Origin of the sequence: Metabacillus mesotrionivorans, assembly GCF_052171315.1 — a bacterium.
In the GTDB taxonomy this organism is placed as follows: Bacteria; Bacillota; Bacilli; order Bacillales; family Bacillaceae; genus Bacillus_P.
In genome coordinates, this window is sequence record NZ_JBQMFF010000015.1 from 12,214 (window position 1) to 26,801 (window position 14,588).

General features: G+C 43.0%; 17 protein-coding genes. 8 read left to right on the forward strand and 9 right to left on the reverse strand.

What is annotated here, in order from left to right:
• Nucleotides 1-17: 17 nt before the first annotated feature.
• Together ACTSEZ_RS20590 and ACTSEZ_RS20595 are read right to left on the reverse strand one after the other, a co-directional pair.
• Nucleotides 18-1,247: an ABC transporter permease gene (locus ACTSEZ_RS20590; protein ID WP_369736107.1), complete on the reverse strand. Its 1,230-nt coding sequence runs from the start codon at nucleotides 1,245-1,247 to the stop codon at nucleotides 18-20.
• The gene (locus ACTSEZ_RS20595; protein WP_369736108.1) at nucleotides 1,244-1,981 is read right to left on the reverse strand and encodes an ABC transporter ATP-binding protein; all 738 of its coding nucleotides are present in this window, start codon (nucleotides 1,979-1,981) and stop codon (nucleotides 1,244-1,246) included. The genes ACTSEZ_RS20590 and ACTSEZ_RS20595 overlap by 4 nt, the downstream gene beginning before the upstream one ends.
• 1,019 nt (nucleotides 1,982-3,000) lie before the next feature.
• Here ACTSEZ_RS20595 and ACTSEZ_RS20600 point away from each other — a divergent pair.
• The 3 genes from ACTSEZ_RS20600 to ACTSEZ_RS20610 all read left to right on the forward strand — a co-directional run bounded on the left by ACTSEZ_RS20600 (nucleotide 3,001) and on the right by ACTSEZ_RS20610 (nucleotide 5,275).
• Nucleotides 3,001-3,423 (forward strand): HIT family protein, encoded by a 423-nt coding sequence (locus tag ACTSEZ_RS20600; RefSeq protein ID WP_369736109.1) that lies wholly within the window; start codon nucleotides 3,001-3,003, stop codon nucleotides 3,421-3,423.
• A 138-nt stretch (nucleotides 3,424-3,561) separates the two neighbouring features.
• Nucleotides 3,562-4,638 (forward strand): 3-phosphoserine/phosphohydroxythreonine transaminase, encoded by a 1,077-nt coding sequence (gene serC / locus ACTSEZ_RS20605; protein WP_369736110.1) that lies wholly within the window; start codon nucleotides 3,562-3,564, stop codon nucleotides 4,636-4,638.
• A 115-nt stretch (nucleotides 4,639-4,753) separates the two neighbouring features.
• Nucleotides 4,754-5,275, forward strand: coding sequence for a tryptophan transporter (locus tag ACTSEZ_RS20610; RefSeq protein ID WP_369736111.1), 522 nt, complete (start codon nucleotides 4,754-4,756; stop codon nucleotides 5,273-5,275).
• Between the two features lie 38 nt (nucleotides 5,276-5,313).
• On the opposite strand, the gene yhzF is transcribed toward ACTSEZ_RS20610, so the two are convergent.
• Nucleotides 5,314-5,502 carry a membrane protein YhzF gene (yhzF, locus tag ACTSEZ_RS20615; protein ID WP_369736112.1) on the reverse strand — a complete coding sequence of 63 codons (189 nt, stop codon included), beginning with the start codon at nucleotides 5,500-5,502 and terminating at the stop codon, nucleotides 5,314-5,316.
• 157 nt (nucleotides 5,503-5,659) lie between these two features.
• On the opposite strand from yhzF, the gene ACTSEZ_RS20620 reads away from it, so the two are divergent.
• Together ACTSEZ_RS20620 and ACTSEZ_RS20625 are read left to right on the forward strand one after the other, a co-directional pair.
• Nucleotides 5,660-6,016 carry a YtxH domain-containing protein gene (locus tag ACTSEZ_RS20620; RefSeq protein WP_369736113.1) on the forward strand — a complete coding sequence of 119 codons (357 nt, stop codon included), beginning with the start codon at nucleotides 5,660-5,662 and terminating at the stop codon, nucleotides 6,014-6,016.
• A gap of 203 nt (nucleotides 6,017-6,219) precedes the next feature.
• Nucleotides 6,220-6,816, forward strand: a complete 597-nt coding sequence (locus tag ACTSEZ_RS20625) for an HTH-type transcriptional regulator Hpr (RefSeq protein ID WP_029283689.1) — start codon at nucleotides 6,220-6,222, stop codon at nucleotides 6,814-6,816.
• Here ACTSEZ_RS20625 and ACTSEZ_RS20630 read toward each other — a convergent pair.
• Complete coding sequence (locus ACTSEZ_RS20630; protein WP_369736114.1) at nucleotides 6,803-7,147, reverse strand: DUF1878 family protein; 345 nt, start codon at nucleotides 7,145-7,147, stop codon at nucleotides 6,803-6,805. The two genes, ACTSEZ_RS20625 and ACTSEZ_RS20630, sit on opposite strands and share 14 nt — an antisense overlap.
• 222 nt (nucleotides 7,148-7,369) lie before the next feature.
• Here ACTSEZ_RS20630 and ACTSEZ_RS20635 point away from each other — a divergent pair, with 222 nt between their 5' ends.
• Both ACTSEZ_RS20635 and ACTSEZ_RS20640 read left to right on the forward strand, forming a co-directional pair.
• Nucleotides 7,370-7,906 (forward strand): DUF3267 domain-containing protein, encoded by a 537-nt coding sequence (locus ACTSEZ_RS20635; RefSeq protein ID WP_369736115.1) that lies wholly within the window; start codon nucleotides 7,370-7,372, stop codon nucleotides 7,904-7,906.
• 167 nt (nucleotides 7,907-8,073) lie between these two features.
• Nucleotides 8,074-8,253: a hypothetical protein gene (locus ACTSEZ_RS20640; RefSeq protein ID WP_029283683.1), complete on the forward strand. Its 180-nt coding sequence runs from the start codon at nucleotides 8,074-8,076 to the stop codon at nucleotides 8,251-8,253.
• 93 nt (nucleotides 8,254-8,346) lie between these two features.
• Here the strand turns inward: ACTSEZ_RS20640 and ACTSEZ_RS20645 are convergent, their stop codons facing one another.
• Nucleotides 8,347-8,430 (reverse strand): YjcZ family sporulation protein, encoded by an 84-nt coding sequence (locus tag ACTSEZ_RS20645; RefSeq protein ID WP_035319514.1) that lies wholly within the window; start codon nucleotides 8,428-8,430, stop codon nucleotides 8,347-8,349.
• A 101-nt stretch (nucleotides 8,431-8,531) separates the two neighbouring features.
• A complete protein-coding gene (locus ACTSEZ_RS20650; RefSeq protein ID WP_369736145.1) occupies nucleotides 8,532-8,618 on the reverse strand; it encodes a YjcZ family sporulation protein in 87 nt (28 codons plus the stop codon).
• 265 nt (nucleotides 8,619-8,883) lie between these two features.
• Here ACTSEZ_RS20650 and ACTSEZ_RS20655 point away from each other — a divergent pair, with 265 nt between their 5' ends.
• A complete protein-coding gene (locus tag ACTSEZ_RS20655; RefSeq protein WP_369736116.1) occupies nucleotides 8,884-9,747 on the forward strand; it encodes a peptidylprolyl isomerase in 864 nt (287 codons plus the stop codon).
• Nucleotides 9,748-10,228: 481 nt separating this feature from the next.
• Here the strand turns inward: ACTSEZ_RS20655 and ACTSEZ_RS20660 are convergent, their stop codons facing one another.
• The 3 genes from ACTSEZ_RS20660 to ACTSEZ_RS20670 all read right to left on the reverse strand — a co-directional run bounded on the left by ACTSEZ_RS20660 (nucleotide 10,229) and on the right by ACTSEZ_RS20670 (nucleotide 14,584).
• Nucleotides 10,229-10,420, reverse strand: a complete 192-nt coding sequence (locus ACTSEZ_RS20660) for a sporulation YhaL family protein (protein ID WP_029283679.1) — start codon at nucleotides 10,418-10,420, stop codon at nucleotides 10,229-10,231.
• A gap of 124 nt (nucleotides 10,421-10,544) precedes the next feature.
• Nucleotides 10,545-11,492 (reverse strand): 3'-5' exoribonuclease YhaM, encoded by a 948-nt coding sequence (gene yhaM, locus ACTSEZ_RS20665; protein ID WP_369736117.1) that lies wholly within the window; start codon nucleotides 11,490-11,492, stop codon nucleotides 10,545-10,547.
• A gap of 77 nt (nucleotides 11,493-11,569) precedes the next feature.
• Nucleotides 11,570-14,584: an ATP-binding protein gene (locus tag ACTSEZ_RS20670; protein WP_369736118.1), complete on the reverse strand. Its 3,015-nt coding sequence runs from the start codon at nucleotides 14,582-14,584 to the stop codon at nucleotides 11,570-11,572.
• Nucleotides 14,585-14,588 lie beyond the last annotated feature (4 nt).

Consider the following 14,588-nt stretch of genomic DNA (forward strand, 5'->3'; position numbering starts at 1 on the left):
TATCAGCTGCCTTTACTCTAATATACGCTGGCATCCATTTTAGCCAGCCTTTGTTTTACATACAGGTAAACAAATAAATAAGCAAACACGATGCCGGCTCCTAAAAGGATAATAGAAGGCATCCATTTTCCGGAAACAAGTGATACCACCGTCAGAATGAGATGCTGGAACAGAACGATACTGAAGAGCAAGTTCAGGAACTTCCCTTTTTTATGCTGCCTGTGAACGGGATACAGATCGGGCAGTGACAGCATATCAAAATGCTTATACAAACCGAGAATCTGGATGCCTGTCAAATACAGGACTAAAATAGCAATCGCAAGGACGCTGAACTGATTCGTCGGAATGATAAACAGAACGATGCTTCCGATAACGGTCAGCCTCAAAAAGATGCCGAGAAAGTCTCCGGACCGGAAAAAGGCGCGTGTGTAAAGGTAGGCGTACATATTTTCCTGTTTGTATTTAATCAGCGTAAGCAACCCGTCAAGCATCTTTCTCCGCTTGGCCTTTTTCTTAAGCTTCGGCACATCTGTAAAGAGATTGGCAATCCTGTAAAAGGACTGCTTCTTCTCAAGCTCGCGGTCAATGAGCGCTTCCCACTTGATCCCCTTTGCTGCTGTTGCTTTCTTAAAATAAAGATAGAGAACGGCCATGACGGCAAATACAACGATCGCATATAAATAAGCTTTAGATAGGATGAAATAGACGACCGCTGCATTTAAAGCAAAACGAACGGCAAGATCTGCTGCTTTGGCAGACGGTTCAGTATAAAAAGATATTCTGAAACTCATCAGCAAATTCCATGCTTTTGCAAGAAGAATCAGCAGGCACATGAACAGGTAGTCTGTTCCTGTAAAATTTTCAGCCCGGAATATCATCGGAGCGAATACAATCGCTGCAATAAAAAAGATGTACAGCTGGCTGAAAAAGCTGTAGACCGTTGCTTTTCTGAAATAGTCCGCCATTTTCACTTCAAGCGGCAGCAAAAAAACGAGATCTGCTTCCTTTAACAGCGTTCGGACGCTGGAAGCTGTGATAATCAGCGCAAACACAACGGTCAAAATCAGCAGGGCCGGAAAATCTTCAGGCATGGTTTTAAGCCATTCCTGGTAGGACAGCGCCCCTCCTGCACCTAAAAAAACAAGTACAAAAATGAGATGGTCATTGAACATATATTTTGTATAGGACTGCACTTCTTTTACATGAGCTTCAAGCCGTGTTTTCCATATCTGGTCGAGATTTTTCATTGCTGATCTTCCTTTGTCAGCTGAATATATAAGTCATCAAGCGATGCACCCTTCATCCCGAATTCATCCTGAAGCTCTGAAAGGGTGCCTTTTGCACGGATTTTGCCGTTATGTAAAATGATGAAGGAATCACAGTATCTTTCTGCTGTGGCCAGGATGTGCGTTGACATCAGAATGCCGGCTCCTTCCTGTTTCGCCTTGTTCATCATTTCAAGAAGCGCATTGATGGCAAGAGGATCAAGGCCGACAAACGGTTCGTCAATGATGTACAGTTCAGGCTCAACTAAAAAAGCGCACATAATCATGACTTTTTGCTTCATGCCTTTTGAAAAGTGGCTTGGAAACCACTTCAGCCTTTTTTCCATTCTGAATTCCTTAAGGAGCGGATCCAGACGGTTTTTGAATGTCTCGCGGCTTAATCCATATGCCATGGCCGTCAGTTCCAGATGTTCGTAAAGGGTTAATTCTTCATACAGAATCGGAGTTTCAGGAATAAAAGAGAACTGGCTGCGGTAAGCCTCAGGCTCATCCTGAAACGAAATGCCATTGATCGAGATGTCCCCTTTATGCGGTTCCATCAGCCCGATCACATGGCGTATTGTCGTGCTCTTTCCTGCACCGTTTAACCCAATCAGACCGACAATGGAATGCTTGTCAATTTCAAACGAAATATCTTTTAAAACGGGGTTTCGCGTGTAGCCTCCCGTAAGCTGGTTTACTTGTAATAAGCTCATCGTTTCGTCCCTTCGCCGTTTTCTTTTATCTTACCAAATCCGCCGGCCATTTTGCTAATTTCGCATGCATAATTGTGATTTACCTGGACATCATAATGGATGTAGAGGTGAGGAGCTGTCACAGACATTCATTCAAATGAGGTGTTTGTTAAAGACAGTTTAGTGAAGGAGTCCATGAGCTAGTTAACATCATGAATATTTCCATTTCGAGATGAGGTGTTTGCGGGCCGTTACTTTCAGTAATAGATGCTCTATATAAATTCATTTTCTGAATGAGGTGTTCGTCAAAGACAGTTATTGATTAGTTAAGACTCATTAGAGATACTCTTAACTGGGAGATGGTTGCTTTGAACCATGTTTAACAAATTCACTCTTTTTTTCCTTCATTTCCAAGCAAATGAGGGAGATGACAAAGAGATTTGCGAGCCTTGCCATTAAGCTGCGCCGGCTCTTCCTCCTCTGCAGAGCAGGGTGATCATTATGATCATCCTGTTTCTTTTTTTGCGGGTTTCTTTTTGCATTTGTGCTGCAGTGCTTTTTTTGCTTCAACCAGGGTTTATGCGGCCAAATCTTCTTAGAACACTTTCCTCCCTTTTCCAGCCAGAGTTTGTTGTAAAGCTTTTTAAGAACACTTTCCTCTCCTCTCCAGCCAAAGTTTGTGTTGCTAAACCCTTTTTAGAACACTTTCTTCCCTTCTCCAACTGGAGTTTGTGCGGCTAAACACCTTTTAGAACACTTTCTTTCCTTCTCTGACTGGAGTTTGTGCGGCTAAACACCTTTTAGAACACTTTCTTTCCTTCTCCGACTGGAGTTTGTGCGGCTAAACCTTATTAAGAACACTTTCCTCTCTTCTCCAACCGGAGTTTGTGCTGCAAAAGCAATTGAGGAACACTTCACACTCTTCCCCATTTTGAGTTTGTGCGACAGCAAATAAGAAACCCCTCCCAACTTTTGAATCCACTCAGCCAGCTATGGTACTATATGGATAAGCAAACCGTACCCACGAAAGGATGAATGGAATGAGCGGATGTATTTTCTGCAAGATCGTAAACGGGGAGATCCCGAGTGCAAAAGTTTTTGAAAATGAACATGTTGTTGCGTTTCTCGACATCAGCCAGGTCACAAAAGGCCATACTTTGGTCATTCCGAAAGTACATAAGGAAAATATTTATGAATTAACACCAGATATTGCCCGCAATGTTTTTGAAACCGTTCCTAAAATTGCAAATGCCATTAAAGAGCAGTTTCAGCCTGTAGGGATGAACATTTTAAACAATAACGGCGAAAAAGCCGGACAGTCCGTATTTCATTACCATATTCACCTGATTCCCCGCTACGGAAAAGGCGACGGTTTTGGAGCGGTCTGGAAAACCCATACGGAAGATTATACTCCTGATGACTTGAAGCAAATCGCTTCATCCATTCAGGAAGGCCTTCTATAACACCCGCTTACACAGCGGGTTTTTTCATTAGCTGAAATATTTTTTAAAAATTCCGACTCGTCTTTCTCATTTCATGTTAGGATATAAAAATAGAAATTTTAATCAATCACAGCGACAGAGTGAGGAGTGTTATTTTTCATGAAACGTACGCACAATTTTAATGCCGGACCTGCAGCCATCCCGCTTGCAGTTCTGGAAAAAGCACAAAGCGAACTTATTGATTTTAAAGGTACAGGCATGTCGGTCATGGAGCTCAGCCACAGAAGCAAACCATACGAAGATGTACATAACAAAGCTTCCGAACTGATGCGGGAGCTGATGGGCATCCCCGAAGAATATGAAGTTCTGTTCCTGCAGGGCGGAGCGAGCCTGCAATTTGCAATGATTCCGATGAATTTTCTCAAAAGCGGTTCACCTGCTCACTTTGTGATGAGCGGCGTCTGGTCTGAAAAAGCACTGGCAGAAGCGGAAAAGCTGGGAGAAACAGCAGTTATCGTTTCTTCAAAAGATCATCAATACACCTTTGTACCTGAAGAATTTGAAGATCCTTCAGAAGGAAGCTATGTCCACCTTACATCCAATAATACAATCTACGGCACACAGTGGAAGAACTTTCCGAAAACAAAACTTCCTTTAATAGCGGATATGTCAAGTGACATTATGAGCAGGAAAATTGATGTCAGCCAATTTTCCCTTATCTATGCAGGGGCGCAGAAAAACCTCGGTCCTTCAGGAGTCACAGTTGTGATCGTCAAAAAAGAATTGCTTGAGAATGCCAATCAGGACATCCCTTCCATTTTGAAATATGCGACTCACTCGAAACAGAATTCGCTTTATAATACACCGCCTACTTTTGCCATTTACATGCTTTCTTTAGTGCTTGAGTGGATCAAAGAACAGGGCGGGCTTTCAGCCATCGAAGAGCTGAACGAGCAAAAAGCACAGATCATTTATTCATGCATTGACGAAAGCGGCGGATTTTATAGGGGCCATGCGAAAAAAGAAAGCCGCTCGAACATGAACATTACCTTTACTTTGGAGAATGAAGAACTAACAAAAGCGTTTCTTAAGGAATCAAAAGAAAGAGGATTTTCGGGCTTAAACGGACACCGTTCTATTGGAGGATGCCGTGCTTCCGCTTACAACGCCGTACCTCTTGAAGCCTGCGAAGCGCTTGCAGCATTCATGTCGGAATTCCAGAAAAAACACGGATAATCTTTTTTACAAGGGAAGAAATACCTGTTATACTGTTTTTAAGTTCTCCCGCAATAAGACAGAGGTCATTATTGGGGAGGCCAAAAAAAGAGCTTAGACTGAGGAGAGTTGAGAAATGAATACAAGAGTACTAGTGGTGTTATCTTTGTTTGTCGCAATGGGTTTGGCGCTTCACGGCATTATTCCGCCGATCTTCGGAGGCATGAAGCCTGATATGATGCTGACGATGATGTTTTTAGGCATTCTGCTTTTCCCGCACATCCGCAACGTTTTCCTGCTTGGAGCAGTTACAGGGGTCCTTTCAGGCCTGACAACAAGCTTCCCCGGAGGACAGCTGCCGAATGTGATTGACAAAATTGTAACAGCCTTGGTTTTCTACGTGCTTGTACTGATGATTAAGAAATATGCTTCAACTGTAGCAGGAGCGGGCGTCTTGACAGCTGTCGGCACACTCGTATCAGGAACGGTATTCCTGACAGCAGCCTTTTTTATCGTAGGCCTGCCTGGCGGAGCTGGATTTACAGCATTATTTCTCGCAGTTGTTCTTCCTGCTGTTGCGATGAACACTGTGGCAATGGTCTTTATATACCCGATTGTGCAGACAATCCTTAAACGTTCGAAAATTGCACTTAATTAAACGAAAACCCGATCCTAAACGGTCGGGTTTTTTAAAACTTATATGGTATAAAATAAGATCCCAACTAGAAGTGCAATGGCTCCTCCGCCTGCAAGGACTGCTGCTTTTTGATGAACAATATGCTTAGGCGGATAGGAAGCGGACTGCTGAGCCAATCTCAGATAGTGAAACGATCCGGTAAACAGAAGTACGCTGAGTGCAAAAAACAGAAATATAACTCCGGCCACTCTTCCCCCTCCCCTTTCATGTCCTTACTCATACCTATGCAAAAACGGCATATGCTATGAGTAAAACAAGCGTTTATCTCCCTTAACAGAGGGTATTTAATAAGGAAAGACTTCCTTAGAGTCTATATGTACATAACAAAAAACTGGAGTGATACTTATGGCAAATGGAAAATCTTTAATGACAGGCCTGCTTGTAGGAGGCGTAATCGGAGGACTTGCGACCATCCTGACAGCACCTTCTTCCGGCAGGGACCTGCGGACTCAGTTAAAGCAAAACAAACAAAAACTCGAATCCATCCTCATACAGCTGAAAGATGACAGCATCTCCCTGAAAGACTCGGTTGTAAAGACAGCTCAAGAAAGCGCTGTCGTACTAAAGGATGTAACGGCTGATCTGCAGAAATCAATTCAGACCTGGCAGGAGGAAATTGAGCCGCATAAAGCAGAGCTTCAAAAAGAAATCAGCCAGATTGAAGAAAAAATAAAAGAGCTTGAGCAAACACTGAACAAATAGATTGTTTTTGTAGACAAACCAATATTTAAAAAAGAGCGGCAGATTTTCTCACAGGCCGTTCTTTTTTTTATGTGAGTAAAACAACGCTTTTCCGGTCTTTTTTACAATTTATTTAAAAATTTTGTAAATTTAATCTTTATTAATCTTTATTTTATTGGCATAATAGAATATAAGAGTAAAAGAGAAAAAGTAGGTGACTGGGGATGAAACGAAACGAACAGGATTATTCCATTAAAGAAGCCTTATTATTCAGCCAGAGAATCGCTCAGCTGAGCAAAGCTTTGTGGAAATCCATCGAAAAAGACTGGCAGCAATGGATAAAGCCCTATGACTTAAACATAAATGAGCACCATATTTTATGGATTGCCTATCATTTAAAGGGCGCTTCAATCTCCGAGATTGCCAAATTCGGGGTCATGCATGTTTCAACAGCCTTTAACTTTTCAAAAAAGCTTGAAGAAAGAGGCTATCTTGAGTTTTCGAAAAAGCAGAATGACAAACGGAATACGTACATTCAGCTGACAGAGCAGGGAGAAGAAATTCTTCTGAAGCTGCTTGAAGATTATGATCCAAGCAGAAATGCCGTTTTTAAAGGAGCCCTGCCCCTTCAAAACTTATACGGAAAATTCCCTGAGATTATGGAAATGATGTGCATCATTCGAAATATTTACGGGGACGATTTTATGGAGATCTTCGAGCATTCCTTTACGAACATCGAAAAGGAATTTGTTGAGGAAAACCGGAAGCTGAAAAAGCTTGCAGACCCAGAAGCTGAAACTGTTCCGGCTATTTCCGAATAATGTTTCTGAATTCACCCATCAGCGGCTCATAAAGGCCCTGTTTATGCAGGTGAATAATGGTGTCATCGACAGACAGCTTATAATTCAGCTGACCCGCAAAAAGAGTAAGAAGGCTTTCGTAATTCAGAAGCCCTTGCTCTTTTTGTTCTGCAAGCATATCTTCGAGTTCCCTGCATATACGATGGATCTCTTCAATTTCCTCTGCTGAAAGACCCGCCTTCATAACCGATACATAAAAGGGATATTTTTCTGCATCAGCCATCTTAATCAGCATCTTTTGATAATACTCCAAATTGGCCATGCGTTTTTCAAACGATTCCACTCCGTTCACTTCTTTCCTTCTGATTCGTTTCTATATTTTAAATCATTCGGACTCATTTAGGTAGGCTCATCTTTTGTAAAAGATTCCTATTTTTTATTTTAACCGTTTTCATCCGAAATTTCATATTGCAATTTCTGTTCAGGCATCGTAAAGTATGTAACGGAGCCGGACTGAGCTTCTATGTTTCAATACCAATTATGTCACAGACATGATTTTCGGACGGTGATTTTAATGAACTGCTGGAAAACCATTAATCTTTCAAAAGATTATGGATTCCATAAATTGTCTATATTAGCTGCATTCATCATGATGACTACGTTTATCGGCATCTATCTGCCATTAATGGTCGTTTTTCCATACATCCATCTTAAAGCAGATCACTTTCTCCTGCTGCTTTTGTTTGCATTCTGCGTCGTGCCCTGCCACAAACTGCTGCATGCCCTGCCGCTGTGGATGGCCGGATACCGCGTCTCACTTAAGTGCAGGCTTCAATCCTATTTACCGGTTATCTATTTAAAAACAAACTGCAATGTATCAAAAACGATGATGCTGCTGTCTCTTGCAGCGCCAATTGTGCTTGTGAACTCATCTCTTGCTGCCGGCTTGATTGCTTTTCCATCTTACCTGCATTATTTCAGTTTGGGAATCGCCTTTCATACCGGAATTTGTATAACAGACTTTATTTACATGAATCATCTGTTAAAGGCTCCCAAGGCCTGCTACATTGAAGAAGCGGACGAGAGCTTTGAAATCCTCTTCCAAAAATAAGATCATAACGTGGAGCAATGCCGAATAGGATAGGCTTGACTCCGGTTAAGGAAAGCAGCTCACTACTGAGATGCTTTTCTTTTGCTATTTATTAGGAGTCATTGCTATCTTTTTCATTGGATTTTTGGTAATGTTATATGTATCAGTGAGGAGAGGGGGAATCTCATATGATAGCTTTTTTCATTTTGTTTGCAGTGTTCATCTTATTCTATATCAATAAATTAACCAGCGCACTCTGCCTGGTAAGAGAGATTCCTGAAGACCGACAAACAAAAGTATTCCGGACAATCAATGTCCTGATCACCATCTTATTAGTTTCATCTTACATAGAAATCTTGTTTACTTAGATTTCACCATTATAAAAAGCTGTATGCAAACACCCGCATACAGCTTATACAATGATAGCTGACAGATAATCTGTCAGCTATTTTAGTTTTGGCTTACAGCCAAGCAGCACCAACAATGATCAACAAGATGAACAAAACTACGATTAACGCGAAGCCACCTCCAGCGTATCCTCCCATAATGACACCTCCTTTATACGTCGGTAAGATATACTATGCATGATCACTTTACAGCGAATAGGCGACTGTCTTTTGTTTGAAAATTTTTAGCCCTTCGCTTCCTAGTAAATATAAGAAGCACCAATAATGATCAATAAAATGAACAGAACCACCAGCAATGCAAAACCGTTTGAATATCCATATCCCATAATGAAAACCTCCCTTATCGGTGTTCCATACATCATATGGACGTTTTGACGATTTGACCTAGACGAATGCCCTGATTACCCTGGTCCTATTGCAAAACTTTTTAGTTCATGGCACAATGTGGTATAGTGTTCCAATTATTAGGCAGTCCGCTGCCTTGAGGATATTCCGCCCCTGCCTTTTTGCATGTACATACTTGTTTTCACACATAAACCCGCAGAAAAGGCGAAACATCCTTACTAAAAACAGAATCAGGAGTTGTATCAGATGAAAAGATTTGCTCTCGCATTAGCAGCAGCATCCAGTGTTTTAGCACTTGGCGCATGCAGTAACAATGATGGCGGTTCAGAAGTCATCGCTGAAACAAAAGCAGGCAACGTAACGAAGGATGAATTTTACGAAGCAATGAAAGACCGCTTTGGAAAAGATGTTCTGACAGAGCTTGTCCACGAAAAAGTATTAAGCGAAGACTACAAAGTAACGGACAAAGAAGTAGATCAGGAAATCGACAACTTAAAACAGCAATATGGCCCTCAATTTGAAGCAGTCATTCAGCAGCAAGGCGAAAAGACTGTTAAAGATATGGTAAAAGTGGACCTGCTCCGCAAAAAAGCAGCTGAAAAAGAAGTAAAAGTAACAGACGAAGACACAAAGCAATACTACGAAACACTTAAAGGCAAAGTAAAAGCAAGCCACATCCTTGTTGAAGACGAAAAAACAGCAAAAGAAATCAAATCACGTCTTGATAAAGGCGAAAAGTTTGAAGATCTTGCAAAAGAAGCATCTAAAGATCCTTCAGGACAAAACGGCGGCGACTTAGGCTGGTTTGGCGAGGGACAAATGGTTCCTGAGTTCGAAAAAGCAGCTTTCACTCTTAAAGAAGGTGAAGTAAGCGCTCCGGTCAAATCTGAATTCGGCTACCACATCATCAAAGTAACCGAAACAGTAAAACCTTACGAAGAAATGAAAAAACAGCTTGAAGCTGACGTGAAAAAACAAAAAGTAAGCCAGCCAGATGCTGTTCAGGGAGCTCTTGACAAAGCCCTGAAAGAAGCTGACGTGAAAGTGAAAGACAAAGATCTTGAAGATACATTCAAAGCTCCTGAAGCTGCTCCGGCTGAAGGTCAATAATAAAGAATTGTTACATGCCCCGAAGTGAATGCTTCGGGGTATTTTTGTTTGTATTGTTGTATCGTCGTTAAAAGCACGTGCTTACATATCCTGCAACTGCACATCCCTTCATGTTTTGTGACCTTCGCATCTTTGAACACTTAACGAAGGGCACATTCCTTCCTGTTTTGTGACCTTCACACCTTGGAACACTTCACGAAGGGCACATTCCTTCCTGTTTTGTGACATTCACACCTTTGAACACTTAACGAAGGGCCTAATCCTTCGCGTTTTGTGACCTTCACACCTTGGAACACTTAACGAAGGGCACATTCCTTGCCGTTTTGAGACCTTCACACCTTGGAACACTTCACGAAGGGCACATTCCTTCCTGTTTTGTGACATTCACACCTCGGAACACTTCACGCAGGACACAAATCTATATTTCATCACACACAAAAACAGCCGGGAACATTCGCTCCCAGCTGCTCTCTCATCATCTTCAGTTCTCTTCATCCTCATTCTTTTTCCGCGATTCGCGTTCTTTCATCATCCGTTCGATGTACACATTGCCCTCTTTTTCTATATAGGCTTCTTCAACGATTCTTTCTTTTCTCGTTGTTGAAAAAGCCATGTAGCCGCTGTATAAAATCCCAAGTACGCAGAGGTATACCCACCATGGCAGCAAAATCATGCCCTTTTTCCCCCTTTTCTTTGACAAGCCTCTTACTGCACTATATGTGAGAGCCTGGCCGATTATCCCTTTATCAAAAAAAAATTAAAAGCCCTCCTCTGAAAAAAGAGAAAGGGCTTTGTCATTATTTATGAAAGGAAGGTTTATAGAACGACCGGTTATCAAGAGCAAAAACCCGCTCCGTGTATTCGCCTGGTTTTACCCGTTCAAGCGCACGGTCAAGCATGTTCATTTTTGCATCGAGGTTATCGATGTAATGAAGAATTTCAGCTTCTTTGATCAGCGGCGGTTTAGGGCTTCCCCACTCCGCTTTTCCGTGATGGCTGAGGACCAGATGCTGAAGGATCACAACCTCTTCCCCTTCAATGCCAAGATGCTCTGCTGCTTTTGCGATTTCATTGACCATGATGGAAATATGTCCGATCAGGTTTCCTTCTACCGTATAGGTCGTTCCGATCGGGCCGGAAAGCTCTGTAACCTTGCCGAGGTCATGAAGGATGACACCTGCATACAGCAAATCTTTATCCAGACTGGGATAGAGAGATGCGATTGATTTCGCCAAATCCAGCATGGACACAACATGATAGGCAAGACCTGATACAAATTCATGATGGTTTTTCGTTGCAGCCGGATATTCCAGAAACTCGTTCTGATGCTTTTTCATTAAGTACCTTGTAATGCGCTGGATATTCGGGTTTTTCATTTCAAAGATGTACTGTGTGACTTTTTCCATCATTTCTTCCTGTCCGACCGGGGCCGTTTCAAGAAAATCCGATATTTTTACGTTATCAGCAGCGGATGCTGTGCGGATGTTGCGGATCTTCAGCTGATTGCGCCCGCGGTAATGATGAATGTCTCCATATATTTTAACAATGCTTTGCGAACTGTATGATGCTTCATCCTCAGGACCTGCATCCCAGAGCTTTGCTTCGATCTCTCCGGATTGATCCTGCAGAATAAGCGTTAAAAACGGTTTCCCGTTGCTTGCAATGCCTTTAGTGGATGTTTTAACAAGCAAAAATACGTCTGCCTGCTCTCCTACCCCGTAATGATTTATGCCTTTTGGCGTCATAATGCGGTCCCTCCCATAGTGACTCAGTATTCTGAGTATAGCATAATCAGTCTGTTTTATCTGCTGTAAACCGTGCGTCAGGAATGAGGAGACAGGCCCGCAGCCCTCTTCTTCTTTTCCAGGTCCAGAATTTCACTTTCATGAAACAGCTTTAACAAATGTTCCTGACAGGTGAAAAAGAGAATTTGATGGTGTTTAGACAGCTCTCTGAGCAGTTCCATCACCCTGCCTGTCCGTTCCCTGTCAAAATTCACAAATCCATCATCAATCAGCAGCGGCATGGCTTCAGATGTACTGATATGACATGCCAGCGCCAGCCGGATCGCGATATAAAGCTGCTCTGCTGTTGCCTGGGAAAGTTCGTGCGCTGCAAATCGGGTTCCATCTTTTCGTTCAACTGTCATGGTTTGTTCATTTTCAGGGAGAAAAACCCTCACATACCGTTCATTCGTCAGCCTGCTGAAGAAAGATTCAGCCTGCAGGAGCAAGCTTGGCAGCCTGACAGATCTGCTGTACTCTACCGTCTGGTTCAGCATATGTCTCGCAGCAGCAAGAACCGCCCATTGACGGGCAAGCTGCTTCACTTCTTCTTTTTGGAGCGCAGCCTTTTGTTTCAAGTCCGAATACAGCCCGGATTCTTCCATGTTTTTAATGTGTACTGTCAGCTCAGCAAGCTTCTTTTTAAGCTGGTTCTCTGTGTCTGCTGCAGCAATAAGCTCCTGCTCACATCTAGCCTTTTCTGCTGGATAGTCCTTTGAAAAATCGAGAGGTTCATGTGCCAGCAGGTGCTGCTTTGTCTTCAGCTGCTGCTGAATCCAGGAGGCTTTTTGTTTCACTGCTGCCAAATGCTCTGCCTCTTTCCCCTTTTCCCAAAACTCTTCTGTATTAACGGCGTCAGCAAGTGATAAAAGTTCTTTCTTTTTCTCGTCGAGCAGAATGATCTCGGCCTCAATCTTCTTAAGTTTATCTTCCGCTTCTGCTCTTTTTGCAGCAGCCGTTTCCCTCAGCCGCTTATTTTCTTCAGAATCCTTTAAAGTCTTTGAAAGGCCGTCAAGAAGGCTGCTGCACGCCGTACCGCCGATTTCAAAGGACTGTGCCAATGAAGCAACCTTTTTTTCATAAATTGTGAGTTCAGCTGAAAGTTCTTCTGCTTTTTTTTCAGCCTGTCTGAATGCCAGAATATCGTTCTGCAGATTTACAGCCGCCTGCAGGAGGTCAGGGAGGGCGAGAGGCGAAAAGGAACTGTCCATATGCAGGGCTTCAAACGCGCGCCGTGCCTGCTGATCAGCTGTATAGTATTCCTTTTCCCATTCATCAAAACTGGACACTGTCCGGTCATAAGCGCGCTCACTCTGCTTAAAAACCACTTCTTCAAGCTCGTATGATCGTCTGATTTGTTCATCCTTCCACAGCATTCCCTTTGCCGTTTCCATATCTGCGGTGTTTTCAGAGGTATGGTCCGCCGCATCCAGCTGCTTTTTTAATTCCTTTTCTTTGTTCTGAAGATGCTCTAGGAAAGACGTATCGGTTGTGCTGCTTTTCATTAAAATGAAGAAACCTGCCATGCCTAGACTCAGAAGCGCAGCCCCACTAAGCCACAGCCCCTCTGCAAACAGCCAGCCAGTGCAAAGAAGGATGATAAGAGCAAAAAACACGCCCAGCCCTTTCAGCCGGCTGTTCTTTTTTTTCACAGCATCTTTTTGCTTCTTAATTTCTGTCTGGACCTCGCGATGCTCTTCCCGAAGTTTATTCTTGTCCAAATTGGCCCGCTGCACCTCTTCAAGATTGCCTACCCGTTCCTCAAGCTGCCTTCTTTCTTCTTCCTCAAGCATTCCTTCGGCATAATCAGACAGTCTGCTTTCACTTTCTTCAAGGTTTTCCTTCACCCGTTCAAACTGCTGGTCAAGAAGGTGTTTCTTCTGCTGCAGGTGCTGATGTTTTCCTACAATTTCTCTAATTTCTTCTTTCACAGCTGCACCTGTGTTCAAATCAAGAATGCTGCTGCTGTCGATTTCATGGGAAAACAGCCGTTTTTTCTCCTCATGAATTCTGCTTTCAGCTTCTTCTTGTTTCGCCCTGGTCTGGCCATACTGAGCCCGTTTCATTTCCCAGACAGAATACTCTCCGCGCAGCCGTTCGATTTCTTCTTTATGCTCGAGAATACGTTCATCAGCCGGAACTTGTTCAATAGCCTCTGTTTGTTCGCGGATGATATTTTTCAGTGCCATATATTCAGACATGAGAGGAGATTCTCTTCCTTCAAGCTCCTCCATTCGCTTCTGGCCATTGGACGGAAAATGACTCTGTGCTTTGTCGAGTTCATTTTTGAGGGCAGCTTCTTCATGAAAAAGCGGAAGGGCTTCAACGATTTCGCCAATTCTTTTCGCTTCTGCTTCAAGCTCCCTTTTTTTCTCCGTGATCTCCCTTAATGACTGTTCTGCTGCTTCTTTTTCATTTATAAAATCACTGTAGGGTTCGAGCTGCTGCTTTGCCTTCATCACTTCGGTGTGGATATCTTTAAGGGCAGCAAGCGCTGCATTGATTTCAGGTTTTTTGCCGTTTGGCTTAAACAGCTGCTCCTGTTTTTTTGCAAGGCTCATTTCTGTCTGCAAAACAGCGTCCGTTCCAAGCAGGCCTGATGATAATAAAAATTTGCCCAAGTCGTCAGCACCGACTTTGCTTACCTGCTGAATACCATGAATATCAAAGGAATAAATGGACTGATACACCGTTTTATCAAAATAGGACAGCAGCTGCTGAAGAACATCTGCGCCGCCCGTTTCGCCATTTTCAAAATAAACCGTGACACCGCTGCCTGCTTTTCCCGGCAGCCTCTCAATTTTCACCCGTCCGTGCTGGACCGTCTCAGCCACGAGCGATCCCCCATATGCATTGACGTGCTTAGGCTCATATCTCTTTTCAAGCTGCACTTTTTGGGGGAAGCCAAACAAAATGCTCTGTATAAAGGACATGATGGTTGATTTCCCCGCTTCATTTTCACCGTAGATGACTTGAAAAGACGGAGAATCAAGCATAATCTCAGTGTGATGAAATTGTCCGTATCCGTATATGTTCAGTTGGATGATTTTCAAATGC

Bases quoted from the DNA above. Each gene is read 5' to 3' on its own strand.
- ACTSEZ_RS20590 (WP_369736107.1), bottom strand. From the start codon at position 1,247: ATGAAAAATCTCGACCAGATATGGAAAACACGGCTTGAAGCTCATGTA.
- ACTSEZ_RS20595 (WP_369736108.1), bottom strand. From the start codon at position 1,981: ATGAGCTTATTACAAGTAAACCAGCTTACGGGAGGCTACACGCGAAAC.
- ACTSEZ_RS20600 (WP_369736109.1), top strand. From the start codon at position 3,001: ATGAGCGGATGTATTTTCTGCAAGATCGTAAACGGGGAGATCCCGAGT.
- serC (WP_369736110.1), top strand. From the start codon at position 3,562: ATGAAACGTACGCACAATTTTAATGCCGGACCTGCAGCCATCCCGCTT.
- ACTSEZ_RS20610 (WP_369736111.1), top strand. From the start codon at position 4,754: ATGAATACAAGAGTACTAGTGGTGTTATCTTTGTTTGTCGCAATGGGT.
- ACTSEZ_RS20620 (WP_369736113.1), top strand. From the start codon at position 5,660: ATGGCAAATGGAAAATCTTTAATGACAGGCCTGCTTGTAGGAGGCGTA.
- ACTSEZ_RS20625 (WP_029283689.1), top strand. From the start codon at position 6,220: ATGAAACGAAACGAACAGGATTATTCCATTAAAGAAGCCTTATTATTC.
- ACTSEZ_RS20635 (WP_369736115.1), top strand. From the start codon at position 7,370: ATGAACTGCTGGAAAACCATTAATCTTTCAAAAGATTATGGATTCCAT.
- ACTSEZ_RS20640 (WP_029283683.1), top strand. From the start codon at position 8,074: ATGATAGCTTTTTTCATTTTGTTTGCAGTGTTCATCTTATTCTATATC.
- ACTSEZ_RS20645 (WP_035319514.1), bottom strand. From the start codon at position 8,430: ATGGGAGGATACGCTGGAGGTGGCTTCGCGTTAATCGTAGTTTTGTTC.
- ACTSEZ_RS20650 (WP_369736145.1), bottom strand. From the start codon at position 8,618: ATGGGATATGGATATTCAAACGGTTTTGCATTGCTGGTGGTTCTGTTC.
- ACTSEZ_RS20655 (WP_369736116.1), top strand. From the start codon at position 8,884: ATGAAAAGATTTGCTCTCGCATTAGCAGCAGCATCCAGTGTTTTAGCA.
- ACTSEZ_RS20660 (WP_029283679.1), bottom strand. From the start codon at position 10,420: ATGATTTTGCTGCCATGGTGGGTATACCTCTGCGTACTTGGGATTTTA.
- yhaM (WP_369736117.1), bottom strand. From the start codon at position 11,492: ATGACGCCAAAAGGCATAAATCATTACGGGGTAGGAGAGCAGGCAGAC.